The organism is Acinetobacter terrae (assembly GCF_013004375.1).
Classification (GTDB): domain Bacteria; phylum Pseudomonadota; class Gammaproteobacteria; order Pseudomonadales; family Moraxellaceae; genus Acinetobacter; species Acinetobacter terrae.
In genome coordinates, this window is the sequence record NZ_JABERI010000024.1 from 1 (window position 1) to 21,464 (window position 21,464).

Annotated in this window: 18 protein-coding genes; 7 read left to right on the forward strand and 11 right to left on the reverse strand. The window is 40.6% G+C overall.

Annotated features, from left to right (window positions below):
- Positions 1–199: 199 nt before the first annotated feature.
- Entirely contained in the window at positions 200–982 is a 783-nt protein-coding gene (gene yaaA / locus HLH14_RS10150; RefSeq protein WP_067724358.1) for a peroxide stress protein YaaA, read from the reverse strand.
- 124 nt (positions 983–1,106) lie between these two features.
- Between yaaA and HLH14_RS10155 the strand changes: the two genes are divergently transcribed.
- Positions 1,107–1,736, forward strand: a complete 630-nt coding sequence (locus HLH14_RS10155; RefSeq protein ID WP_067724357.1) for an alpha/beta hydrolase — start codon at positions 1,107–1,109, stop codon at positions 1,734–1,736.
- 205 nt (positions 1,737–1,941) lie between these two features.
- Here HLH14_RS10155 and HLH14_RS10160 read toward each other — a convergent pair whose 3' ends face one another.
- From HLH14_RS10160 to pheA, 4 genes are all read right to left on the reverse strand, one after another.
- Complete coding sequence (locus HLH14_RS10160) at positions 1,942–2,322, reverse strand: hypothetical protein (protein WP_067724356.1); 381 nt, start codon at positions 2,320–2,322, stop codon at positions 1,942–1,944.
- A gap of 109 nt (positions 2,323–2,431) precedes the next feature.
- Positions 2,432–4,678 (reverse strand): bifunctional prephenate dehydrogenase/3-phosphoshikimate 1-carboxyvinyltransferase, encoded by a 2,247-nt coding sequence (locus HLH14_RS10165; RefSeq protein ID WP_067724355.1) that lies wholly within the window; start codon positions 4,676–4,678, stop codon positions 2,432–2,434.
- Positions 4,679–4,681: 3 nt separating this feature from the next.
- The gene (hisC, locus tag HLH14_RS10170) at positions 4,682–5,788 is read right to left on the reverse strand and encodes a histidinol-phosphate transaminase (RefSeq protein WP_067724354.1); all 1,107 of its coding nucleotides are present in this window, start codon (positions 5,786–5,788) and stop codon (positions 4,682–4,684) included.
- Positions 5,789–5,867: 79 nt separating this feature from the next.
- On the reverse strand, positions 5,868–6,977 hold the full coding sequence (gene pheA / locus HLH14_RS10175) for a prephenate dehydratase (RefSeq protein WP_067724353.1): 1,110 nt from the start codon (positions 6,975–6,977) through the stop codon (positions 5,868–5,870).
- A 455-nt stretch (positions 6,978–7,432) separates the two neighbouring features.
- Here pheA and HLH14_RS10180 point away from each other — a divergent pair, with 455 nt between their 5' ends.
- Both HLH14_RS10180 and HLH14_RS10185 read left to right on the forward strand, forming a co-directional pair.
- The gene (locus HLH14_RS10180; protein ID WP_067724352.1) at positions 7,433–9,154 is read left to right on the forward strand and encodes a long-chain-fatty-acid--CoA ligase; all 1,722 of its coding nucleotides are present in this window, start codon (positions 7,433–7,435) and stop codon (positions 9,152–9,154) included.
- Between the two features lie 144 nt (positions 9,155–9,298).
- Positions 9,299–9,817: a type 1 glutamine amidotransferase domain-containing protein gene (locus tag HLH14_RS10185; RefSeq protein WP_067724351.1), complete on the forward strand. Its 519-nt coding sequence runs from the start codon at positions 9,299–9,301 to the stop codon at positions 9,815–9,817.
- A gap of 32 nt (positions 9,818–9,849) precedes the next feature.
- Here HLH14_RS10185 and HLH14_RS10190 read toward each other — a convergent pair whose 3' ends face one another.
- Together HLH14_RS10190 and HLH14_RS10195 are read right to left on the reverse strand one after the other, a co-directional pair.
- Entirely contained in the window at positions 9,850–10,992 is a 1,143-nt protein-coding gene (locus HLH14_RS10190; RefSeq protein ID WP_067724350.1) for an acyl-CoA dehydrogenase family protein, read from the reverse strand.
- A gap of 149 nt (positions 10,993–11,141) precedes the next feature.
- Positions 11,142–12,488, reverse strand: a complete 1,347-nt coding sequence (locus HLH14_RS10195) for a dicarboxylate/amino acid:cation symporter (RefSeq protein WP_067724349.1) — start codon at positions 12,486–12,488, stop codon at positions 11,142–11,144.
- A 425-nt stretch (positions 12,489–12,913) separates the two neighbouring features.
- Here HLH14_RS10195 and HLH14_RS10200 point away from each other — a divergent pair, with 425 nt between their 5' ends.
- Positions 12,914–13,915 (forward strand): glycosyl transferase family protein, encoded by a 1,002-nt coding sequence (locus HLH14_RS10200; RefSeq protein WP_067724348.1) that lies wholly within the window; start codon positions 12,914–12,916, stop codon positions 13,913–13,915.
- 246 nt (positions 13,916–14,161) lie between these two features.
- Here HLH14_RS10200 and HLH14_RS10205 read toward each other — a convergent pair whose 3' ends face one another.
- Both HLH14_RS10205 and HLH14_RS10210 read right to left on the reverse strand, forming a co-directional pair.
- Positions 14,162–14,428, reverse strand: a complete 267-nt coding sequence (locus HLH14_RS10205; RefSeq protein WP_067724347.1) for a YeaC family protein — start codon at positions 14,426–14,428, stop codon at positions 14,162–14,164.
- 3 nt (positions 14,429–14,431) lie between these two features.
- Positions 14,432–15,373, reverse strand: coding sequence for an NAD(+) kinase (locus tag HLH14_RS10210; protein ID WP_067724346.1), 942 nt, complete (start codon positions 15,371–15,373; stop codon positions 14,432–14,434).
- Positions 15,374–15,787: 414 nt separating this feature from the next.
- Here HLH14_RS10210 and mrcB point away from each other — a divergent pair, with 414 nt between their 5' ends.
- The gene (mrcB, locus tag HLH14_RS10215; RefSeq protein ID WP_067724345.1) at positions 15,788–18,184 is read left to right on the forward strand and encodes a penicillin-binding protein 1B; all 2,397 of its coding nucleotides are present in this window, start codon (positions 15,788–15,790) and stop codon (positions 18,182–18,184) included.
- A gap of 15 nt (positions 18,185–18,199) precedes the next feature.
- Positions 18,200–18,766 (forward strand): hypothetical protein, encoded by a 567-nt coding sequence (locus HLH14_RS10220; protein WP_067724344.1) that lies wholly within the window; start codon positions 18,200–18,202, stop codon positions 18,764–18,766.
- Positions 18,767–18,825: 59 nt separating this feature from the next.
- On the opposite strand, the gene HLH14_RS10225 is transcribed toward HLH14_RS10220, so the two are convergent.
- Positions 18,826–19,725, reverse strand: a complete 900-nt coding sequence (locus HLH14_RS10225) for a thiamine phosphate synthase (protein ID WP_067724343.1) — start codon at positions 19,723–19,725, stop codon at positions 18,826–18,828.
- Between the two features lie 139 nt (positions 19,726–19,864).
- On the opposite strand from HLH14_RS10225, the gene hemP reads away from it, so the two are divergent.
- A complete protein-coding gene (gene hemP / locus HLH14_RS10230; protein WP_081406229.1) occupies positions 19,865–20,035 on the forward strand; it encodes a hemin uptake protein HemP in 171 nt (56 codons plus the stop codon).
- 84 nt (positions 20,036–20,119) lie between these two features.
- Here hemP and HLH14_RS10235 read toward each other — a convergent pair whose 3' ends face one another.
- Positions 20,120–21,463 (reverse strand): sensor histidine kinase, encoded by a 1,344-nt coding sequence (locus tag HLH14_RS10235; protein WP_067724342.1) that lies wholly within the window; start codon positions 21,461–21,463, stop codon positions 20,120–20,122.
- Position 21,464 lies beyond the last annotated feature (1 nt).

Sequence of the window (21,464 nt, forward strand, 5' to 3'; positions counted from 1 at the left end):
CGGAACGTTATCGAAATAGAGCGAAAAGACTCGGTTTGAGATTCAATTTAATTGCTGGAATCTATAACTTGGAGCTGAGTAAAAATGATTTATGAAAGAGGTCTAATATAAACACTTAATCATTATAAAAATTATTCTTTTAACCCTTAAAAAAAATCCCGATTAGTTTCGGGATTTTTTATTGCCTGCAAAAACATCCTTAAGCAGCTTGTTGCTCATCACGCTTAAACACCAATTCACCCTTAAGGGAACTTTCAGCATCAAAATAATAACCATCAGTATTAAATGATTTTAAGTCTTCCGCTTGATTGAGCTGGTTTTCGATAATATAGCGTGCCATCAAACCCCGTGCTTTTTTGGCATAAAAGCTGATCACTTTGTATTTGCCATTTTTTTGATCCAGGAACACAGGCTTAATGATTTCAGCTTTAATTTTGCGCTCAATCACTGACTTATAATATTCATCCGACGCAATATTGACCAATAACTCTGAATTGGCATGTTCCAAATCATCATTGATTAAACTGGTAATGCGATCGCCCCAGAATTGATATAAGTTATGACCCCGTGGATTTTGCAATTTTGTGCCCATTTCTAAACGATACGGCATCATCAAATCTAAAGGACGCAATAAACCATAAAGCCCAGACAACATGCGTAAATGATTTTGTGCAAATTCAATATGTTGATCATTCAGATCATAGGCATCTAAACCGGTATAAACATCGCCTTTAAAAGCAAATAAAGCCTGACGCGCATTGGAAAAATTAAACTCAGACTGCCAATCATTGAAACGTTCCACATTCAATTTAGCAATTTTTTCACTCACGCTCATTAAATTGGAGATATCTGTAGCAGACAGTTTACGACTTACGTCTATAAGTTCTTGTGAATGTTCCAGCAATCTTGGTAAGGTATGCGCATCAGTTGGTAATGCAGATTCATAATCTAAAGTCTTGGCAGGAGAAATTAAGGCGAGCATGAATAACCTGATCAAAAAATAATTAAACAAACTATAACAGTAGACTTATTTTATTTCCAATTTGTGTTTTTACTGAACATTATCGGTAAAATATCTCATTCTCCTGTTATCCGTCGGTTGTTATATGTCCGAGCAAATTTTCATTCAAGGCCCTGCTGGTCAACTTGAAATTTTTGTTGATTATCCACAGGGTGAAGTGAAAGGATTCGCGGTTGTATGTCACCCCCATCCCTTGCAAGGCGGTAATCCGCAGCATAAGGTACCCACGCTTTTGGCTCAAATGTTTCTTGAGCGCGGTTGTATTGTCTATCGTCCGAGTTTTCGCGGTTCAGGTCAAAGCGATGGCCTGCATGACGAAGGCCATGGTGAAACGGATGATATTCTAGAAGCCATTAAACAAATTCGCAGTAAACATATCAGCCTGCCTTTTTATGCGGGTGGCTTTAGTTTTGGCGCACATGTGATGGCAAAATGTTTCCATGCCTTGCCTGATGAAATTAAACCGAAGCAATTGATTTTATGTGGTTTACCAACAGCAACTGTGGCAGGTTTACGCCATTATGTTACCCCTGCCATTAAAGGTGATATTTTGTTTATCCATGGTGAAGCCGATGAAGTCACTTTATTATCTGACTTAATCGAATGGGCTAAACCACAACGTCATTTATTGACAATATTACCGGGTGCAAACCATTTCTTTACTGGATATTTAAAGCAATTGCGTATTGCGATCTCTCGCTTTTTAATTGCTTAATCAGCATCGAAAATTAATAAAAAGACCGTCATGAAGATGGTCTTTTTTATTCATTTTTATTTAATTTTTCTAGCAAAAACATCTTTATTGAGTTGGCTTTTTATTATTTTTACAAAATGAGAAAATCCAAGAAGTGACACATTTAAAAATAAGATGAGACAAAAATGCGACTTATAAAAGCCGCATTTATACTTATATTTTATGATTAGCCCGTCGTCCATTTAAACTCACTAAAAGATTCATCTTCTTTTAAAGTGTTCTCAACCGCTTGAGCCAATTGATTTAATAGACTTTGTTCGGTAATACGATCTAGCCAATCCTGCTCTTCATCTGGGTACGAGGTGATTTCACAGACTAAATGCCCTTCTGCCTCATGACTCTGGCAAGTGACAGATAAAGGTAAGGATTGATTGTCTACACTTACAGCAACCTGATCACCACTTTGTGACAAAGTCTGAAAACCGTATTGACCCAATTCTTTAGACAAAAGATCTGCAACATATTCCTGAGTCACATGACAATCATTCGGTTGCTGCGACACATGATTATGCTTTTCACAGTTTGCAGTAAATTGTAATTTTCTCATCGGTGCATCCAAACACATTCTTGTTGTATGGTTTTAGCATAAGCAATAAAAACAAAACAGCCAAGCAAAAGCTTGGCTGTTTTCTAACAAATCTACAAAATTAGACTAATTACTCACTCACCTGAATCGCTAAACCGGCTTGATTTGCAAGTTCAGTGAATGTCGGGAAACTGGTTGCCACAGTTTCTGTACCGATAATTTTGATTTCGCCTGAAGTACGCAAGCCTGCCATACTAAAACTCATCGCAATACGATGGTCATGATGCGATTCAATTTCACCGCCATTGAAGATTGCAGACCAGTCACCTGATTTGCCTTTACCTTCAATAATGATGCCATCATCGGTTGGGGTGCAGTCGATGCCCATGGTTTGCAAGCCATCTGCCATCACTTGAATACGGTCAGATTCTTTAACGCGAAGCTCTGCAGCACCGGTCAAAATAGTTTGACCTTCTGCACATGCCGCAGCAATAAATAGTGCCGGGAATTCATCAATCGCTAGTGGCACCTGATCTTCCGGCATATGAATGCCTTTTAAGGTACGTGTACCGCGAATACGAATATCTGCAATCGGTTCACCACCGGCAATACGTTCATTTTCGACAGTTAAATCTGCACCCATTTGTTTCAGAATTTCAATGACACCAGTACGGGTCGGATTGATACCGACCGCTTCAAGTGTCACGTCTGAACCTTCAGTAATGGCTGCACCGACCATGAAAAACGCAGCAGATGAAATATCTGATGGTACCTGAATTTCAGTCCCAACCAATTTACCGCCACCTTGCAGTGAAATACGGTTGCCTTCAGTTTTCACTTCATAACCAAAAGCGCGCAACATACGTTCAGTATGGTCACGGGTTGGTTCAGGTTCTGTTACCGAAGTTTCACCATTTGCCCAAAGACCCGCCAATAAAATGCCTGATTTTACTTGAGCCGATGCCATTGGCAAATCGTAGTGAATACCTTGAAGGTTTTGGCTGCCAGTAATTGAAACTGGCGGTGTACCACGTTCACCTGTGGTTTGAATCTGTGCACCCATTTCACGTAATGGTTTGGCAATACGTTCCATTGGACGTTTAGACAATGACGCATCACCGGTCATCACAGAATCAAACTTTTGTGCAGACAACATGCCTGAAAGCAAACGCATCGACGTACCCGAGTTACCCATGTATAAGGCACTTGCAGGCGCTTTTAAGCCATTGATACCGACACCATGAATAGTCACTTCACCATTCTTAGGTCCTTCAATGCTAACACCCATATCACGGAATGCCTGAAGCGTCGCTAAAGCATCTTCACCTTCCAAGAAACCTGTCACGTGTGTGGTACCTTCGGCAATCGCACCAAACATGATGGAGCGATGTGACACAGATTTGTCACCTGGCACGGTAAATTTACCTTGGAATTTTTTAGCACCTGGCAAAATGGTAAATTGTTGTGTCACTTTATTTTTCTCCATCAGGGGTTTCTTAGAGAGCATGTGATTGAAATGCTGACGTGCCGCTTGTGCATGTTCAAGCAATCCCATCAATGCTTGTGAATCTTCGTTTTCAATCAGTTTACGGATTTGGGTGAGTTGTTGTTCAAAGCCATCGACCGCATTTAAAATGGCTTTTTTATTGGCAAAAAAGATGTCATGCCACATCTGCGGATCACTGGCTGCAATACGCGAAAAATCGCGAAAACCACCGGCAGCATAACGAAAAATATCTAAATTATCTTCACGGTTTGCCAGTTGCTCCACCAGGTTAAATGCCATCAAATGCGGAAGATGGCTGGTATGGGCCAGCACTTCATCATGCTTTTCCACATCCATGCAAATCACTTCCGCTTTTGCGGCTTGCCACAGTTGAATCAGTTTATCCACGGCCCAGTCACCGCTGCTTGGAAGTGGTGTCAAAATCACTTTATGATTGGCAAATAAATCGACCTTACCTGCATGCACACCGGTATGTTCGGCACCTGCAATCGGATGACCCGGTACAAAACCTGCAGGTAGGTTTTCGCCATACACCGCTTTTGCAGCATCCACGACATTACCCTTGGTACTGCCCACATCGGTAATAATGGTTTTCTCTGACAAATAAGGCTTGATGGTTTCCAGTACCTTTTGCGTTGCACGCACAGGCAAAGCCAAAACCACCAGATCTGCACCTTGCACAGCATCGACAGGATTGCTATAACCTTCCTGAATTAAACCTAGAGCTTTAGCATCTTCTAAAGTTTTTACAGAACGTGTGGATGCAACAATTTGCTTTGCCAATTTTTCAGCAATGATGACACGAGCCAGACTTGAGCCAATCAGCCCAAGTCCAATAAAGGCAACTTTTTCAAACAGTGGCTGAGACATGGCTTAGGCTTTTTCCTCTACAGCACTGCTGGTCAAATCCAAAACTTTGGCAAGTGCTGTCAAGAATTTAGCATTTTCAGCTTCAGTACCAATCGATACGCGAAGATGATTTGCAATTCCGACAGGACGTACAATCACGCCTTCTTTCAACAATGCATTGAAAGTCTGCGCAGGATCAGCCTGTACATCGACCAAAATGAAGTTGGCACGTGAAGGTACATAATCCAGACCAAGAGCCGCAAAACCTTGTTCAAGCTGCTTCATGCCCGCTTTATTTACAATACGCGATTGTTCAATAAAGTCTTCATCTTTCAATGCCGCTACAGCTGCGACCATTGCAAGATGATTCACATTAAATGGCTGACGAATACGGTTCAAGTAATCAGTCACTTCGGCTGATGCCAAGGCAAAACCAACACGCAATGCTGCCAAGCCATAACATTTAGACAAGGTACGGCTCACGATGATGTTTGGATATTGTTCTAAGAATTTTAAGCTGTTGAAGTTTTCCGGGAAATATTCCACATAAGCTTCATCCAGAACAACAATCACATTGGTCGGTACTTTTTGCATGAAGGCTTCAAATTCAGCTTCTTCAAACCAGGTTCCGGTTGGGTTATTGGGATTGGCAATAAAAATCAGTTTGGTATTGTCTTTAATTGCCGCAGCCATGGCATCTAAGTCATGGGCAAAGCCTTTTGCAGGCACTTCAATCGCTTCGGCATTAATCGCTTGTGTCACCAAAGCATATACAGCGAATGCATGTTGGCTATACACCACAGAATCTTTTTCTGAAACGAATGCGCGGGCAAACATTTCAAGCAAGTCGTTTGAACCATTACCCAAAGTAATACGGTCAGCAGTCACGCCAAATTGTGCCTGAATCTGGTCTTTTAAGATAAAACCGCCACCGTCCGGATATCGACCAATTTCTGCCAGTTCAGCAGCCACCGCTTGCTTCACCTTTTCAGAACAACCCAACGGATTTTCGTTCGAGGCCAATTTGACGATATCAGTAATCCCTAACTCACGCTCAAGTTCACTAATTGGTTTACCTGGTTGATAAGGCTTTAACTTTGAGATGCCTTCATTGGCAGGGACAAACAACATGTTACTCTTCCAGTTATTTCAAGTGATAAATGGGGTCAACTTCAATGCAAAAATTGACCACTGCTTTGATGGATAAGATTTACAATACCGCAATCGGGTAAGAACCCAAAACTCGAACTTCTTTCACCAAAGGACGAATTTCTTCAATTGCTGCTTTGACGTTTTCTTGCTCAACATGGCCTTCCAGGTCAATGAAGAAAACATAGGCCCATTTTTCAGGTAAAGCTGGACGAGTTTCAATACTGGTTAGACTAATGTTGTGTTTTGCGAAGGGTGCCAGAATTTCCAGTAAGGCACCGGCACGGTCATGTGCAGAAATCAATAATGAAGTTTTATCATTACCACTTGGTGGTACTTTTTCACGGCCAATCACCAAGAAACGCGTGGTATTCTCAGGATTATCTTCGATGTTGCCATGTAGAATTTCCAGGTCATAAATACTTGCAGCGACATCAGATGCAATTGCTGCTGAATGCCATTCATTGCGAATACGGCGGGCAGCTTCAGCATTTGAACTTAGGGCAACACGTTCCACCCCCGGATAATGTGCATCTAACCAGCCACGACATTGCGCCAATGTTTGCTGATGCGCATAAATTTGTTTAATACTGTCTTTACGGGTATTGGATGACACAAGGAATTGGTGATGAATACGCAATTCAACTTCACCAATTACATTTAAATGTGAGGCTTTAAAACAGTCTAAAGTGTGGTTGACCACACCTTCAGACGAATTTTCTACAGGCACCAAACCATAATGTGCACTACCCGCTTCTACTTCGCGGAACACTTCATCGATGGTTGGCAGTGGGCGAACAATTGCATCTTGCCCGAAATGTTTAAGAACTGCTGAATGAGTAAAAGTTCCGACAGGACCCAAAAACGCAATACTTTGCGGAGCTTCAAGCGCCAAGCATGCTGACATGATTTCGCGGAATAAACGCGCCATGGTCACATCAGATAATGGCCCTTCATTACGCTGCATAACATTACGTAAAACTTGTGCTTCACGTTCAGGACGGTAAAACATTGGATTCTCTTCAGAAGCAAATTTTGCTTTTGCCACTGCTTCTGCCAATTTCGCTCGACGATTGATAAGTTGTTGAATCTGCTGATCTACAGAGTCAATATCCTCACGAATTTGAGCAAGGTCAAGAGAAGTCTTGGTGTTTTGATCGTCGTGGATCATTGTTATGTCGCCCTTCGAAAACATTATGCAAACAGTATAACAATAGTTAGCTTTCAATTGTTACGCAATAAGACTTTGATTGATTCAGTCTTAAAAACATACAGTTGATTTAATCAGCAATTTTATTCCTGATGTTTTTGCCATGAATATTTAAAATTGATGAGGTTTTGCCAATTTAATAAAAATTAAGTGACAAGCGTACATCGTTAAATTTGGATTAGTCCTGCCGGCTTTATGTTATTTAGTTGAAGAAATTTATCGATATTTGAAAATAAAGTCATACTTTTCAGATCTTATTGAGCAAAGATTATTGATTGATTTTTTATATTGCATCATATTCATTGGCAGATTTGATCATTACGAAAAATACCTGTTTACTCGATGTTAAAAGATCAATGTCAGGACTGACATAAAAAATCAAAAACAATTTAAAAAGATAAATTTAAGGATATGAGATGAGCCATTACGCACAGCGCCCTTGGGAAAAACATCTGCCTTCGTCATTACATGGCTATCAACTTCAGCCAGAGCAAGTTCGCTCCAATCTGGCAGAGTTACTCACCCACACCACGGCGCAATTTCCTCAATCACCTGCATTCAGTGTGGTATTGCCGGTTGGCTTAAGCAAGACTTTAACGTTTCAAGAGATTGATGATCTCTCGACTGCATTTGCCAATTACCTGCAACAGCATCTTCAGCTTCAAAAAGGTGATGTAGTCGGTTTGCAAATGCCGAACTCCCTACAATACCCAATTGCGGTATTTGCCTGCTGGAAAGCTGGACTGATCATTACCAATATCAATCCGCTTTATACTCCGCGTGAGCTTGAGTACCAATTGACAGACAGTGGTGCAAAGGCGCTGATTGTTTCGGAGTTATTTTTAGCGACTTTTGAGCGCGTCATTCAAAATAATCCTCAACTTAAATCGCTTGCATTAGTGACAGCAAGTTTAAGTGAATTTTTTGATCAACCGTATAGTGGTATGATTACCCAAAAGATGCAGGCGGATGCCGAAGCGCAAGGTCGCTCACTCAAATCCAGTATTGAATATTCCACTTTCGCAGATGCTATAGTCATTGGCAAAGCTTTAGAACAATATGTCCCTATTCAACATGATATTGCCCTGTATCAATACACTGGTGGAACCACTGGACGCAGTAAAGGTGCAGTGATCAGTCATCAAAATATAGCGTCACTGATCAAAATCACCGGAGATTATTTACGTGCGCATCAGTCTGGATTTAATCATCAGGACTGTATTTTAACCGCTATTCCGCTGTACCACATTTTTGCTTTTAGTGTAAATTTCCTGATGTTTTTTGAAGGTGGTTCACATAATTTACTGATTCCATCGCCACGCCCAGTCAGCAATTTAAAACCCGCTTTTGAAAAATTCAATGTCACCTGGCTAACGGGTGTGGATACTTTATATGCTGGCCTTTTGGCAGAGGACTGGTTTGTAAAAAAACCACCGAAACTGACCTGCGCCATTTCCGGTGGAACGGCTTTACGGCCGACCACAGCCGAAAACTGGAAAGCTAAAGTGGGAACAATTATTGAAGGTTTTGGCATGACTGAAACCAGTTGTGCAGCACTCCTGCATCCACCGATCAGTGAAATTCGCCAAGGCTCTGTCGGTTTCCCACTCCCCCGGTCAGACATTAAAATTGTCAATACAGAAGGTCGGGAAGTTCCCTTGGGCGAAGCGGGTGAACTTTGCGTTAAAGGTCCACAAATTGTCTTAGGCTATTTAAACCGTCCAGCCGAGACAGCAGAAACTTTTGTTAATGGTTGGTTACATACCGGCGATATTGCCAAAGTCGATCAAGATGGCTTTTGTTATATCCTAGACCGTAAGAAAGATATGGTGATCGTTTCAGGTTTTAATGTTTATCCCAATGAAATTGAAGCTATTCTGGCAGAACATCCTGATATCATTGAGGCTGCAGTGATTGGCGTTCCAGACGAACACACTGGAGAATCGGTCAAAGCCTTTATTACCTCCAGTAACCCAAACCTTTCAAGCGATCACATTCTAAAACACTGCAAAGAAAACCTGACTGCCTACAAAGTCCCAAAATTCATTGAGATATTGAACGAGTTACCAAAGTCAACTGTCGGAAAAATCCTACGGGCTGAACTTCGACAAATGCAACAACAAAAAAATATCGCTTAGACTCAACTTATTACAGCACTTAAATCCAGCCCTGAAGCCCTATATTCGGGGCTTTTTCTTTTGCAATAGTCATTTACCAAACTGCATCACAAAACTTTAATGTTTAATTTATAGTCTTTTAACAAAGCAGTTCGGAGAATAATATTGTCAAAAAGAATCGCCGTTTTAGTCACTCATGATTTTGAAGATGTGGAATACTCAGAACCCGTACAGGCCTTTCGTGCCGCACGTCATAGTGTTTTGAATATTGAAAATAGAGCAGGCAATATTGTCTACGGTAAAAAGCGTAAATCTGCTGTGACCATCGACCAAAGTATTGATGATGTTTCAGTGCATGATTTTGATGCCTTACTCATTCCTGGTGGCCATTCCCCTGACCGCCTGTGTGTTGATGCTCGTTTTGTCAATTTTATACGTAAATTTGCCCAAGCAAAAAAGCCCATTATGAGTATTTGTCACAATCCACAGTTACTGATAAGCGCGAAAGTAGTTAAAGGGCGATTAATGACTACGCTTAAAACTTTCGCCACTGATCTGATCAATGCTGGCGCGGTGTATTACGATGTGGGAGTCGTGAATGATAATAATCTGTATATATCGTCACGTTCACCTGATGACTTACCTGCCTTTATTGAAGAAAGCCTGATGGTATTGAGTCAATAAAAAGAGCCACTTGGCTCTTTTTATTTGATGGATTAGCGCCCCAATATGCTGCGCGCAACAATCTCTTTCATAATTTCATTGGTGCCACCGTAAATGCGTTGAATACGCGCATCCACAAAGAAACGTGAAATTGGATATTCGGTCATATAGCCATAACCACCAAACAGTTGTAACAAGTTATCGGCTATTTTCATTTGCATATCGGTACTGAAACTTTTTAATGCAGCGGCTGTTTCTACATCGAGTTTACCTTGCATGTAGAGTTCAACATTCTGGTTATAAAATGCGGCTGTTGCCAATTCATCAATTTTTGCCTGTGCGAGTACAAAACGGGTATTCTGGAATTGACTAATTGGCTGACCAAATGCTTGACGCTCTTTCACATAAGCAATCGTGACATCAATTGAACCACGAATCGCACCAATGGCGGTTGAGGCAATCGCTGTACGTTCACGTGGTAATTCTTGCATTAAATAAGCAAACCCTTGCCCTGCCTGACCCAATAACTGGTCCTTAGGCACTTTGATATTATCAAAGAATAATTCTGAAGTATCTTGCGAATGCAAACCAATTTTGTTCAGGTTGGTGCCCTTTTTAAAGCCCTCTAAATGCGTATCCAACAGCATAAGAGACACGCCTTTTGCACGTGCTTGAGGATCAGTTTTTACAGCCAGCACCACCAAGTCTGCATGTTGACCATTTGAAATAAAGGTTTTTGAACCATTTAACAGATAGTGATTACCCTGCAAAACGGCATTCGTACGCATGGCTTGCAAGTCTGAACCTGCTCCGGGTTCAGTCATACCAATGGCACCGACTACTTCACCCGATACCATTTTCGGTAACCAATATTGTTTTTGCTCTTCTGTCCCAATGTGTAAAATATACGGCGCTGCAATTTCAGAATGGCATGAAATACCAGTGGATAATGCGCTATATCCGGCACGTGCAGACTCTTCAACCAGCATCAGTGAATAATGGGTTGGAACACCATAACCACCATACTCTTCAGGTACATCGATACACAAGAAACCATTTTCGCCCATCAAATTCCAGATAGAACGAGGCATAATGCCTTCCTGCTCCCATTGTTCATAATGCGGTGCAACATGTTCATTCAAAAAGCGTTTGTAGTTATCACGAAATAGTTCTAAATCAGCATCATAAGCCAACATATAGCGTCCTTGTATTGGGTTGTTGTATTTATTCCTTCCCCATCCTATTCATTTTATAAACATCTGTCATGTTCTATAAGCATGATATTTCATGACTTTTGGGTCAATAAAAAAGGAAGCCGAAGCTTCCTTTTTCTTAATCAAATCTTTTAACCATGTAGTCTATCTGCTTCTTCAAGCATCTTGGCATCCACATATTCAGGGTTGTTTAACGCATGATGAAGCTGTTCAGTGTCCAATTGACCGACCCATTTTGCAACGACGATTGTCGCTAATGAGTTACCGACCAAGTTAGTCAATGCACGTGCTTCAGACATGAAACGGTCAATACCCAGAATCAAAGCCAAACCTGCCACTGGAATATGACCCACTGCTGACAATGTCGCCGCCATGACAATGAAACCAGAACCTGTTACACCCGCTGCACCTTTAGAAGAAATCAATAACACGACAAGTAATGTAATTTGATGTTCAATATCCAACTGTGTATTGGTTGCCTGGGCAATAAAGATTGCTGCCATGGTCAAGTAAATAGAGGTACCATCCAGATTAAATGAATAACCTGTAGGAATCACCAGACCCACCACGGACTTTTCACAACCTGCAATTTCAAGTTTCTTCAACATACGAGGCAATACAGACTCTGAAGAAGATGTACCTAAAACAATCAATAATTCTTCACGAATCATGCGAATCATTTTCAAGATACTGAAACCACACACACGACTGATTGTGCCAAGTATGATGAAAATGAACAATAAACATGTCGCGTAGAAGCACAAGATCAATTGACCCAACTGCGCCAAACTGCTAATACCATATTTACCAATGGTAAATGCCATCGCACCAAACGCACCGATCGGCGCTAACTTCATAATCATGTTTACGATATTGAAGAAAACGTGAGAGATTTGATCGATAAATTTGAGTACTGGTTTACCCGCACCACCCAGTTTATGCAGCGCAAAACCGAACATAATCGCAAATAACAATACTTGAAGAATTTCACCTTCAGCAAATGCACCCACAACCGTATTCGGGATGATATTCATAAAGAAATCAAGCGTCGATTGTGAAGCACCTGATTCTACATATTTAGAAATACCTGATGTATCTAAAGATGCAGGATCGATGTTCATGCCTACGCCCGGTTTTGCAATATTAATTACAAGTAAACCGATCAGTAAGGCAATCGTTGATACAATTTCAAAGTAAAGTAAAGCGATACCACCAGTTTTACCCACTGATTTCATGCTTTCCATACCAGCAATACCACTGACGACTGTACAGAAGATTACTGGCGCGATGATCATTTTAATCAAACGAATAAAAGCATCACCTAAAGGTTTAAGTTGTTCACCTAAGCCCGGAACATATTGTTCTGCACCATTGATTATTTGCGTTCCACTTGGTGAAAAATGACCAACGAGGATACCGGCAATAATGGCAACAATCACTTGAAAATAGAGTGACTTATAAATTGGTTTTTTAGCCATGACATTACTTCACGATATATTTCTAAATAAGAAATATTCAGTTTTTGTCTATTTTCAACAAATAAACAGCCCAAAACCCTTTTGCCAAGCAAAAGAGCGCCAAAGCATTGAATTCCTTCAATACTGAACAATAATACGTATTATAAATGTGATTAAAAATCACGAGATTCTGAACTTTTCCAAATTCAAAACCGTTAGATCAGGAGATTGGAATGCAACAAAAGTCTAACATAGATTAAATTTTACCTAATTTTTTAGCGTTTGTTCTCGTTTATTTGTTAATAAGACTAAATAATCGCCTATTTCTTATTAGACATTGGTCTAAACTTAACCCATCAAGTTTTTTTGGAATTCAGCTGAAATATTTCTATCAACTTTATAAAATATCCGCATACTTATTTTACTTGCCCATTAAAGCTAGCCTTATGCAAACCAAAAGAAATATCTATAAAGATTTTGAACATCCTTTTGCACAATATGTCCGTATTGTGGGTAAAGGGAAAAATGGCGCACGGTCACTCAGTTATGATGAAGCCTATCAAGCCTTTAGCATGATCTTAAAAGATGAAGTCTTGGATGTTCAGCTTGGTGCTTTCTTAATGCTGTTACGTGTTAAAGAAGAATCTGTAGATGAGCTGGCAGGTTTTGTACAAGCCACACGTGATCAACTCAATTTTAAAAACTTGGATGTTGATTTAGATTGGTCGTCGTATGCAGGTAAGCGCAAGCATTATCCATGGTTTTTATTGGCTGCACTGACTTTGGCACAACAGGGTTATAAAATTGTCATGCATGGTGCATCAGGTCATACCATTAACCGTCTTTATACTGAACAGGTATTGGAATACCTCGGTTATGCTATTTGCCAAAATGACACAGATGTGGAACAACAATTACAACAACGCAATTTTGCCTATATTCCTTTAGAAGCGATTTCACCCATCTTAAGTGACTTGATTGCCTTACGTAACGTGATGGGCTTACGTTCACCGATTCATACCCTTGCTCGCTTGATTAACCCATTTAATGCCAAAGCAACGGTGCAAGCGATCTTCCATCCTGCTTATCGAACTTCACACCAACAGGCGGCTTTTAAACTGGGCTATAAAAACAGTGCTGTGATTAAAGGTGAAGGTGGGGAATTTGAACGTAATCCTGATGCGAAAACTTTAATTTGTGGCATTAAAAATGGCGAGCTATATGAGCACGAATTACCAAAACTGACTGAAAACCGTAGTCCGATTGAAGAAGAGCTAGATTTAGCGGTTTTTAAAGCGGTTTGGGAAGGCAAGAAAAGTCATGAATATGGTGAAATTGCAGTGACTGAAACCATGGGGATTGCTTTATATACCATGGGCGCTTGTGATTCTTATGAGCAGGCAATGTTAAAAGCGAAAGAATTTTGGCAAAACCGGAAAGTTGTTTAATGAGCTAAGGGATCAGGCTCTGCGGAGTCGTATAGTTTATTAGCAAATATCGGGAGCTCGTTGTGTTACTTTTTAAAAAAGTAACCAAAACTTTTTCCATTCGCAAAACTCGGCAAATACCACCGAGTGTCATCTCTCTCGCAAAAACAGGACTATATGAATATAGTCCTGCCTCGAACAGTTGCGAATGGCTTTTACGTGTAGCTAAACTTCAATTTAAAGTTTAGCTACTCAAACAACTCATCATTAAACAAAACGAATCGGTTGGAACTCAGGTTCTTCAACATGCGAATCACAATGTTCATCTTCTTCTTTGGTGCCACGGTCGATATAACCGCTGCGCTCAGTTTCAGGTAAATGCTTCATTTCCCAAGCATATACCGCTTGCATACAGGTCTGACGCTGTTCAGCCGTTAACGCAATACCATTAGGCCATTTACCAATTTCTACTGCTGTTTTTAAACGCGAAACAATTTCAGGATCGAGTACGGCCAGCATTTGTTCAATATTCATCATTTAATCCTGCTGTTGTAAATAGTCAAAATCTTGATTCCAACCAAGTTTGGTACGGCATGCCATATAGAAGTCATACCCTGGCGGATGAAGCAAATTCAATTTAAATGGATGTTTACGGATATGTAAACTGTCCCCAACATTGAGTGAAACGCTATGTTGACCATCGGCACTGACCATCGGTAACACACGATTTTCACGAATCATAATCTTAATTTCACTATGTCCACCGACCACAATTGGACGTGAAGACAAGGTATGCGGGTGCATCGGCACTAAAGAAATGGCATCCATACCAGGATGCACAATGGGTCCACCACCCGATAAAGCATATGCCGTAGAACCGGTTGGTGTAGAGACAATCAAACCATCACTATGCTGACGATAGACATATTGACCATCAATATTCAGTTCGAAGTCAATCATATGAACCGACCTGCCCGAATGTAAAACCACATCATTCAGCGCAATGGCATCATAAATACTTTCACCTTTGGAACGAATTTCCATTTCTAGCAAGAAACGGCGATCCAACTGAAACTCACCTTTAAGCACTTGATCGAGCTTGAATATAACTTCGGTCGGCTTAATATCGGTTAAAAAGCCCAAACGACCCCGGTTCACGCCAATGACAGGCGTATTATGTTTTACCAGTGCACGTGCAGCATGCAATAAAGAGCCATCGCCACCGACCACAATCACCAAATCAACCACTTCACCCAGTAAAGCACGACTGACGGTTTGCGTATTGGGATAAGGAACCAGCTCTGCTGTTTGAGCATCAAAAACAGGATGTAGCCCTAAACTTAAAAGATGATCATGAATGAGACTTAAAGTTTCAACAACGGAGGATTTATCTGGACGCCCTATTAATCCAATGTTTCGAAAAGTCTTATGTGAAATTTGCACCTGAGTCATCGCTCCGCTACGATTCCTGCCTATCATAGCATTAACCCTATTCATTTTAAAAAACTTTAAAGTTTCATGTAGCATTCTATATAGATGAATGAGTGACTAAACAACGATTTGTATCCCATCTATATACCAACTACAGCAAACGTCTCTGCGAATTTAAATAATATTGATTTTTTATGATAAAGATCACATTTTATAAGCAGCACCTTGAGATCTATAATGCCGCTCAATACCTCAGCTCTATAAACGTGTTCTAAAATTAACCCAATATCTCCAAAAAAAGACGAAGCTGTAAAAATAACATCTTTTATAAAATCAATAACTAATTACAAATATTCTTGGCTTTTTATCGCAATATTTCATCTTCATTCACAGATTAATTATTGCAAAAAAATGAAAAGCTTCGCATGATTAGCACAATTAATCAGGATCTTATATTAATTGATGAAGTCTGAACGTGGTATCGGTTTACTAGCGCTTATTTTTTCAATATTAGTCATTGGTGCTTTCTTGGCTTTTAGCGCCTATTTAATCCGAATGGATAATATTGTGCGAAATAAGTTTGAAGGACAACGCTGGGATATTCCGGCGAAAGTATTTGCTCGTCCTTTGGAAATCTATACCAATGCCCCAGTTAATCAAACAGACTTTACTCAAGAGCTGAAATTACTCGGCTATAAAAATTCTGATAGCTATACCAAATCAGGAAGTTACGTTACTTCAGGTGATGCACTGTATGTGCATACACGTGGTTTCGACTTTGGCGATAGCGCAGAACCTGAACAGGTGTTAAAAGTCACCTTTAACAATGATCAAGTGGGTGAAGTTAGTGCGACCAAACCATCCTCTACCGGTATCGCTCGTTTAGAGCCTTTATTGATTGGGGGAATTTACCCGCAACACAATGAAGACCGTGTACTGATTAAACTCGACAAAGTCCCTAAACCTTTAATTGAAGCACTCATCGCGACAGAAGACCGTAACTTCTATCATCATCATGGGGTTTCAGTCCGCGGTACAGCACGTGCTTTAGTCAGTAATGTCACCGGTGGTAAACGTCAAGGTGGTTCAACCCTGACCCAACAATTAGTTAAAAACTTCTATTTAAGCCCAGAAAAAACCTTAAAACGTAAAGTGAATGAAGCCTTGATGGCACTGTTAATTGAGCTTCATTATGATAAAGATGAAATTTTAGAAGCTTATCTAAATGAAGTTAATCTGGGTCAAAATGGTAATTACTCAATTAATGGTTATGGTCTGGCTTCACAATTTTACTTTGGTTTACCACTGAGTGAATTAAATACGGCTCAACAAGCCTATTTGGTCGGTTTAGTTCAAGGACCAACGTTGTTTAACCCTTGGAGAAATCCAGAAGGTGCAAAAAGACGTCGTGATATTGTTTTAAACAATATGCTGGTGATGGGTTATCTGACTCAGGATCAATTTGAACAAGAAGTGGCTCGACCACTCAATGTCATTGCAAAACCAACCTTGGGTCCTGCCCGCTTCCCTGATTTTCTGGATATTGTGCGTCGACAACTGCGTACCGAATATCAAGAAGGTGATTTGACCAATCAAGGTTTAAGAATTTTCACCACACTTGATCCTATTGCCCAAACCAAAGTACAAGAGGCATTTAAAGCGTCTGTTTCTGGTTTAGCCAATGCCAATCCTAAACGTTTAAAAGACTTACAAGGTGCTGTTTTAATTTCTCATCCTGAAAATGGTGAACTGGTTGCAGCGGTGGGTTCTACACAGGACTTTACCGGTTTTAACCGTGCTTTAGATGCCAAGCGTCAGGTCGGTTCTTTACTCAAACCGGTCATCTATTTAAGTGCCATTGAATCGGGACGTTACAACTGGGCAAGCCCAATTGAAGATAGTTCTCTAAACATTGTCAGTGAAGGAAAAACCTGGACACCTAAAAATTATAGCGGCGGTGATCATGGGGTGGTTTCAATGGCAGAAGCTTTGGCAAATTCCTATAACCTTTCAGCAGTGCGTTTAGGTCAGGAATTTGGGATTTCAACTTTCAGTAATCACCTGAAAAAATTTGGCGTGACTTCGGATATTCCAACCTATCCTTCTATCTTCCTCGGTGCAGTTGATATGTCACCTATGGAAGTGATGAGCATTTATAGCAACTTTGCAACAGGCGGATTTAAATACCCAATCAAATCAATTCGTTCTGTGGTGGATGCAAACGGACGTTTACTCGATCGTTATGGTCTGACCGTTCAAAAAACCATTGACCCTTCTGCTGCTTATATTTTGAATTATGGCTTACAGCAAGTGATGAGTTCAGGTACAGGTCGTTCGGCTTATAGCGCCTTACCTACCGATTTAAAACTGGCCGGGAAATCGGGAACCACCAATGATACGCGTGACTCGTGGTTTGCAGGTTATTCGGGTAATTATTTAAGTGTGGTGTGGTTGGGTCTGGATGACAATAAAATTACTGGTTTAACCGGTTCTTCAGGTGCCCTTCCTGTTTGGACCAATGTTATGAAGCAACTGCGCCAAAAACCTGTGAACTTACGCCAAACTGAAAATGTACAATGGCATTGGATTGACCGCACAACTGGCTATTTATCTGCACAAGGTTGTGAAGGTGCAATGTATATTCCATTACTCCGTACTAATGTGCCACGCCAAGCCACCGCATGTGGTTTACCGCATTATCAAGTCGAGCCGGGTTACAATTCTGACACCGAAAGCAATCAGGCTGCACCTGCAGAAAACGATAGTATCGAAAACTATATTCGTGAAAGTGAAACTGAAATGCCAAGTGACTCTACGAATAATAGTCAGGTCATTTCAAGCGGTAGCTATGATAATTAGTGGTGAAAATTCATAATGAATGTTCAATTCAACATTTATAAACATTGGGTACTTGGTCTAGGCTTAGTTGGATTGGTGGGATGTCAAAGCCTGCCAGCCCCTGAGACCAAGGAACCGGCGAAACCTGCACCTTCTGAAAAGAAGGAAATTAAAACGCCTTCTGGTGTGGTCATTACTCCTTATGACCGCGAAGAAATTCAACGTAAAAAAATGCAGGTAGTCGTTCCTGAGCAAAGAAACACGCAGCAATTTGATGATGGTCGTGAACTTCCTGCCTTCAAAAAATTAATGCAAAAAACCCAGCTTGCATATAAACAAGGGCAATGGAATCAGGCAGAGGCTGCTGCACTTCAGGCACAGCGCTTGGCACCACAATCTGCCGAGACTTTTTTGTATTTGGCTTTGGTGGCCAATAAAAAAAATAAGCTTGCAAATGCGGAAGCTTTAGCACAGCGTGGACTGAGTTATGCGCAAAGTAATGCCATGAAAAAGCAACTTTGGCTGGTCATTTTAAAAGCTGCACAACAGCAAAAAGATCAAAAAACCATTCAGCAAGCGCAAAAAGCACTAAAAGCCTTATAAAATTTTGGATGTATCAAACTGAACCATTCACAGCGCAATACATCCTTTTATTCTATTTTTTATAAAAATCGAATCCCTGCAATTCCATAAGCACCCTGCTCTTGAGCCATCATCAGATCACCGGCTTGCATTCCGCCTAAAGCAAAAACAGGAATTTCGACTTGTGCAGCTAAATTCTTAAACTGTTCCCATCCCAATGCCCGAGCTTCTGGATGCGTTTCTGTAGCCAACACTGGACTCAATAGAATGGCATCACAACCCATTTTCTGTGCCTGTTTCATCGAGACTAAATCATGACAGGCTGCAATATAGCGTTTGCCCATGATTAAATCGCCTTGCATTAAAGACATCACTTGTGACTGCTTTAAATGAATGGCTGAAATGGCTTGTTGTTGAATTGAATTTAACTGTTGGTAAAGATCAATATTCACGATCAGCTTGGACAATTGCTCAACACTTAAGCCGGAAATTTCAATGATCTGTGCTTGAGTGCCCTCAACACGCCAATACATCAATTGATCCAGATTTAATTGGTTTAATGTATTTAACTGATCTGAAATTTTAATCTGATGCGCCCAATGCAAGCGCTTGATCATGGCTTGATTGGCTTTGGGGAAATTTAAACTGAGCAATTCATCACGGCTATACCATGTCCAAGGCTGCTGAATTTCATTTAATAAAGCGCTCGGTACGATGGCATGAAATAAATGCAAGTTGACAATCAGATCATCATATTCATGCCGAATCACATCAAAAGCATGCCAGTCCTGCAAACCGATTCCAACTTCTTCATAAATTTCACGGCGACAGGCTGCTAAAGGACTTTCGCCTTGTTCAACTTCCCCCCCTGGAAATTCATGTTTATTTCCCTGATGCTGTTTTGCTTCACGCCAACCTACAAGTACCTTGTCCTGATGCAACAAGATTGCAATTGCAACGTGAATCGTGGGTTTCGACATGCCGTACTCCTTTGCGTGAAAATATTACAGAGTGTAAGCAAATTTAGGTTTTTTATAAAATCTTAAATAATTCATTGACAGGCCTATTCGATAATGATTATCATTTAAATCGTTCACTATATACCACGGAGTCGAAGGAATGAACGCACCATTTAGCCTGTTTACACGTAATAATGACGTAGCACACTCACTACCGATGTTGCACTCGAACAACCTGTTTTCCCTTGGCCGAGAAATTCGAATTATGCATGCCGGAGAAGAATATCGTTTACGTTTAACCCGCAACAATCGACTCATTCTGACCAAATAAAATTGATTCTAACCAAATAAAATAGTAACAAGCCAATAATAATATTCGTGGAAACAAGCAGTATGTACGCAAACATACTGCTTTTTAGTGCTGAAGATTGAGTGAAAATTGCAGCTCGACTTTTAATCCACCATGCGCAGATTGAGAGAAATGAATTTCCCCTGCATGCAACTCCATAATTTTCTGACAGATCGAAAGCCCCAAACCTGAACCTTGAGTTTTGGTTCCCAAAGCACGATAAAAGCGTTCACCCAGTCGTTGTAGCACTTCATCTGTGACACCTTGCCCGTCATCTTCAATGCTGATACTGATATGTTGCTGCTTTTGTTGCATATCAATAAACACATTCCCACCCTGCTCTGCATAGCGAATCGCATTATCAATCAGGTTTCGTATACAACTGAAAATGAGTTTTTCATTGGCCAAAATAGAAAGATGAGACAAAAGCCGAGTCTGGATCTGAATATTTTTTTCTAATGCAAAAGGCTGTAAAGCTTGAATGACATCCTTCACTACAAGCTGCAAATCAATTTCAGCTTTAGGCAATTGACTGGTATTGGTCGGATCTAGTCGTGCAAGTAAAAGTAGGTTTTCTAAAACTTGTGTGCCACGACTGACATCATTTTGGATGCTGACCAAGTCCTGATCCAGTTCTGGATATTTACGTTTTAGTACCTGTAAACGCATTTGAATGGCGGATAAAGGTGAACGTAATTCATGTGAGGCATCCGCTGTAAAGCGTTGCTCTGCCACTAAAGATTTTTGCAGTCGTTGTAAGAGTTGATTCAGTTGCCAAACCATTGGTTGTAATTCTTTTAATTCAGGTTTTTGCTGCTGAATCGGAGCGAGATCATCGGCATTTTTTCCTGAAATTTGTTTGGACAATTGGTGAATGACTTTAAATTGGCGTTTCACCGCAAAATGTAAAATCAGCCACTGAATGAACCAGAGCAAAATTAAAATCAGGCCATAGCCCATGACATTTTGAGCCAAATCTTTAAAACGTTGTCCGATGGGTTGTAACACCAACACTGACATATTCAGTTCGGTATCTTCAGCCATGTATATGCGCCACAATTGCTGATCTTGCCAAATAAAACTATAGCCTTCCGATGCGTTGGTTTTCAGTTTTGAAGATTGCTTGTCGAGTTGGAAATTTTTTGATTCCGTGAGAACCTGCTGCTGATCTTTTAACTGGTATTGAATGTCAAATTCATCACTGATTTCATCGACCTGTTGTCCTGAGGTGTTAGTCACATCCGAGATCAACAGCATATCGGCAATTTCATCCATGAGCTGATCTTGCACCTGCATGGTCTGATACAGGGAAATCCCCATAAAAAGCAGCAATGCCATTACCCCAGCTACTATTGAACTGAATAATGATGTCTTGATCAGTTTGCTTTGTAGAGACACGGCGTGTGACATA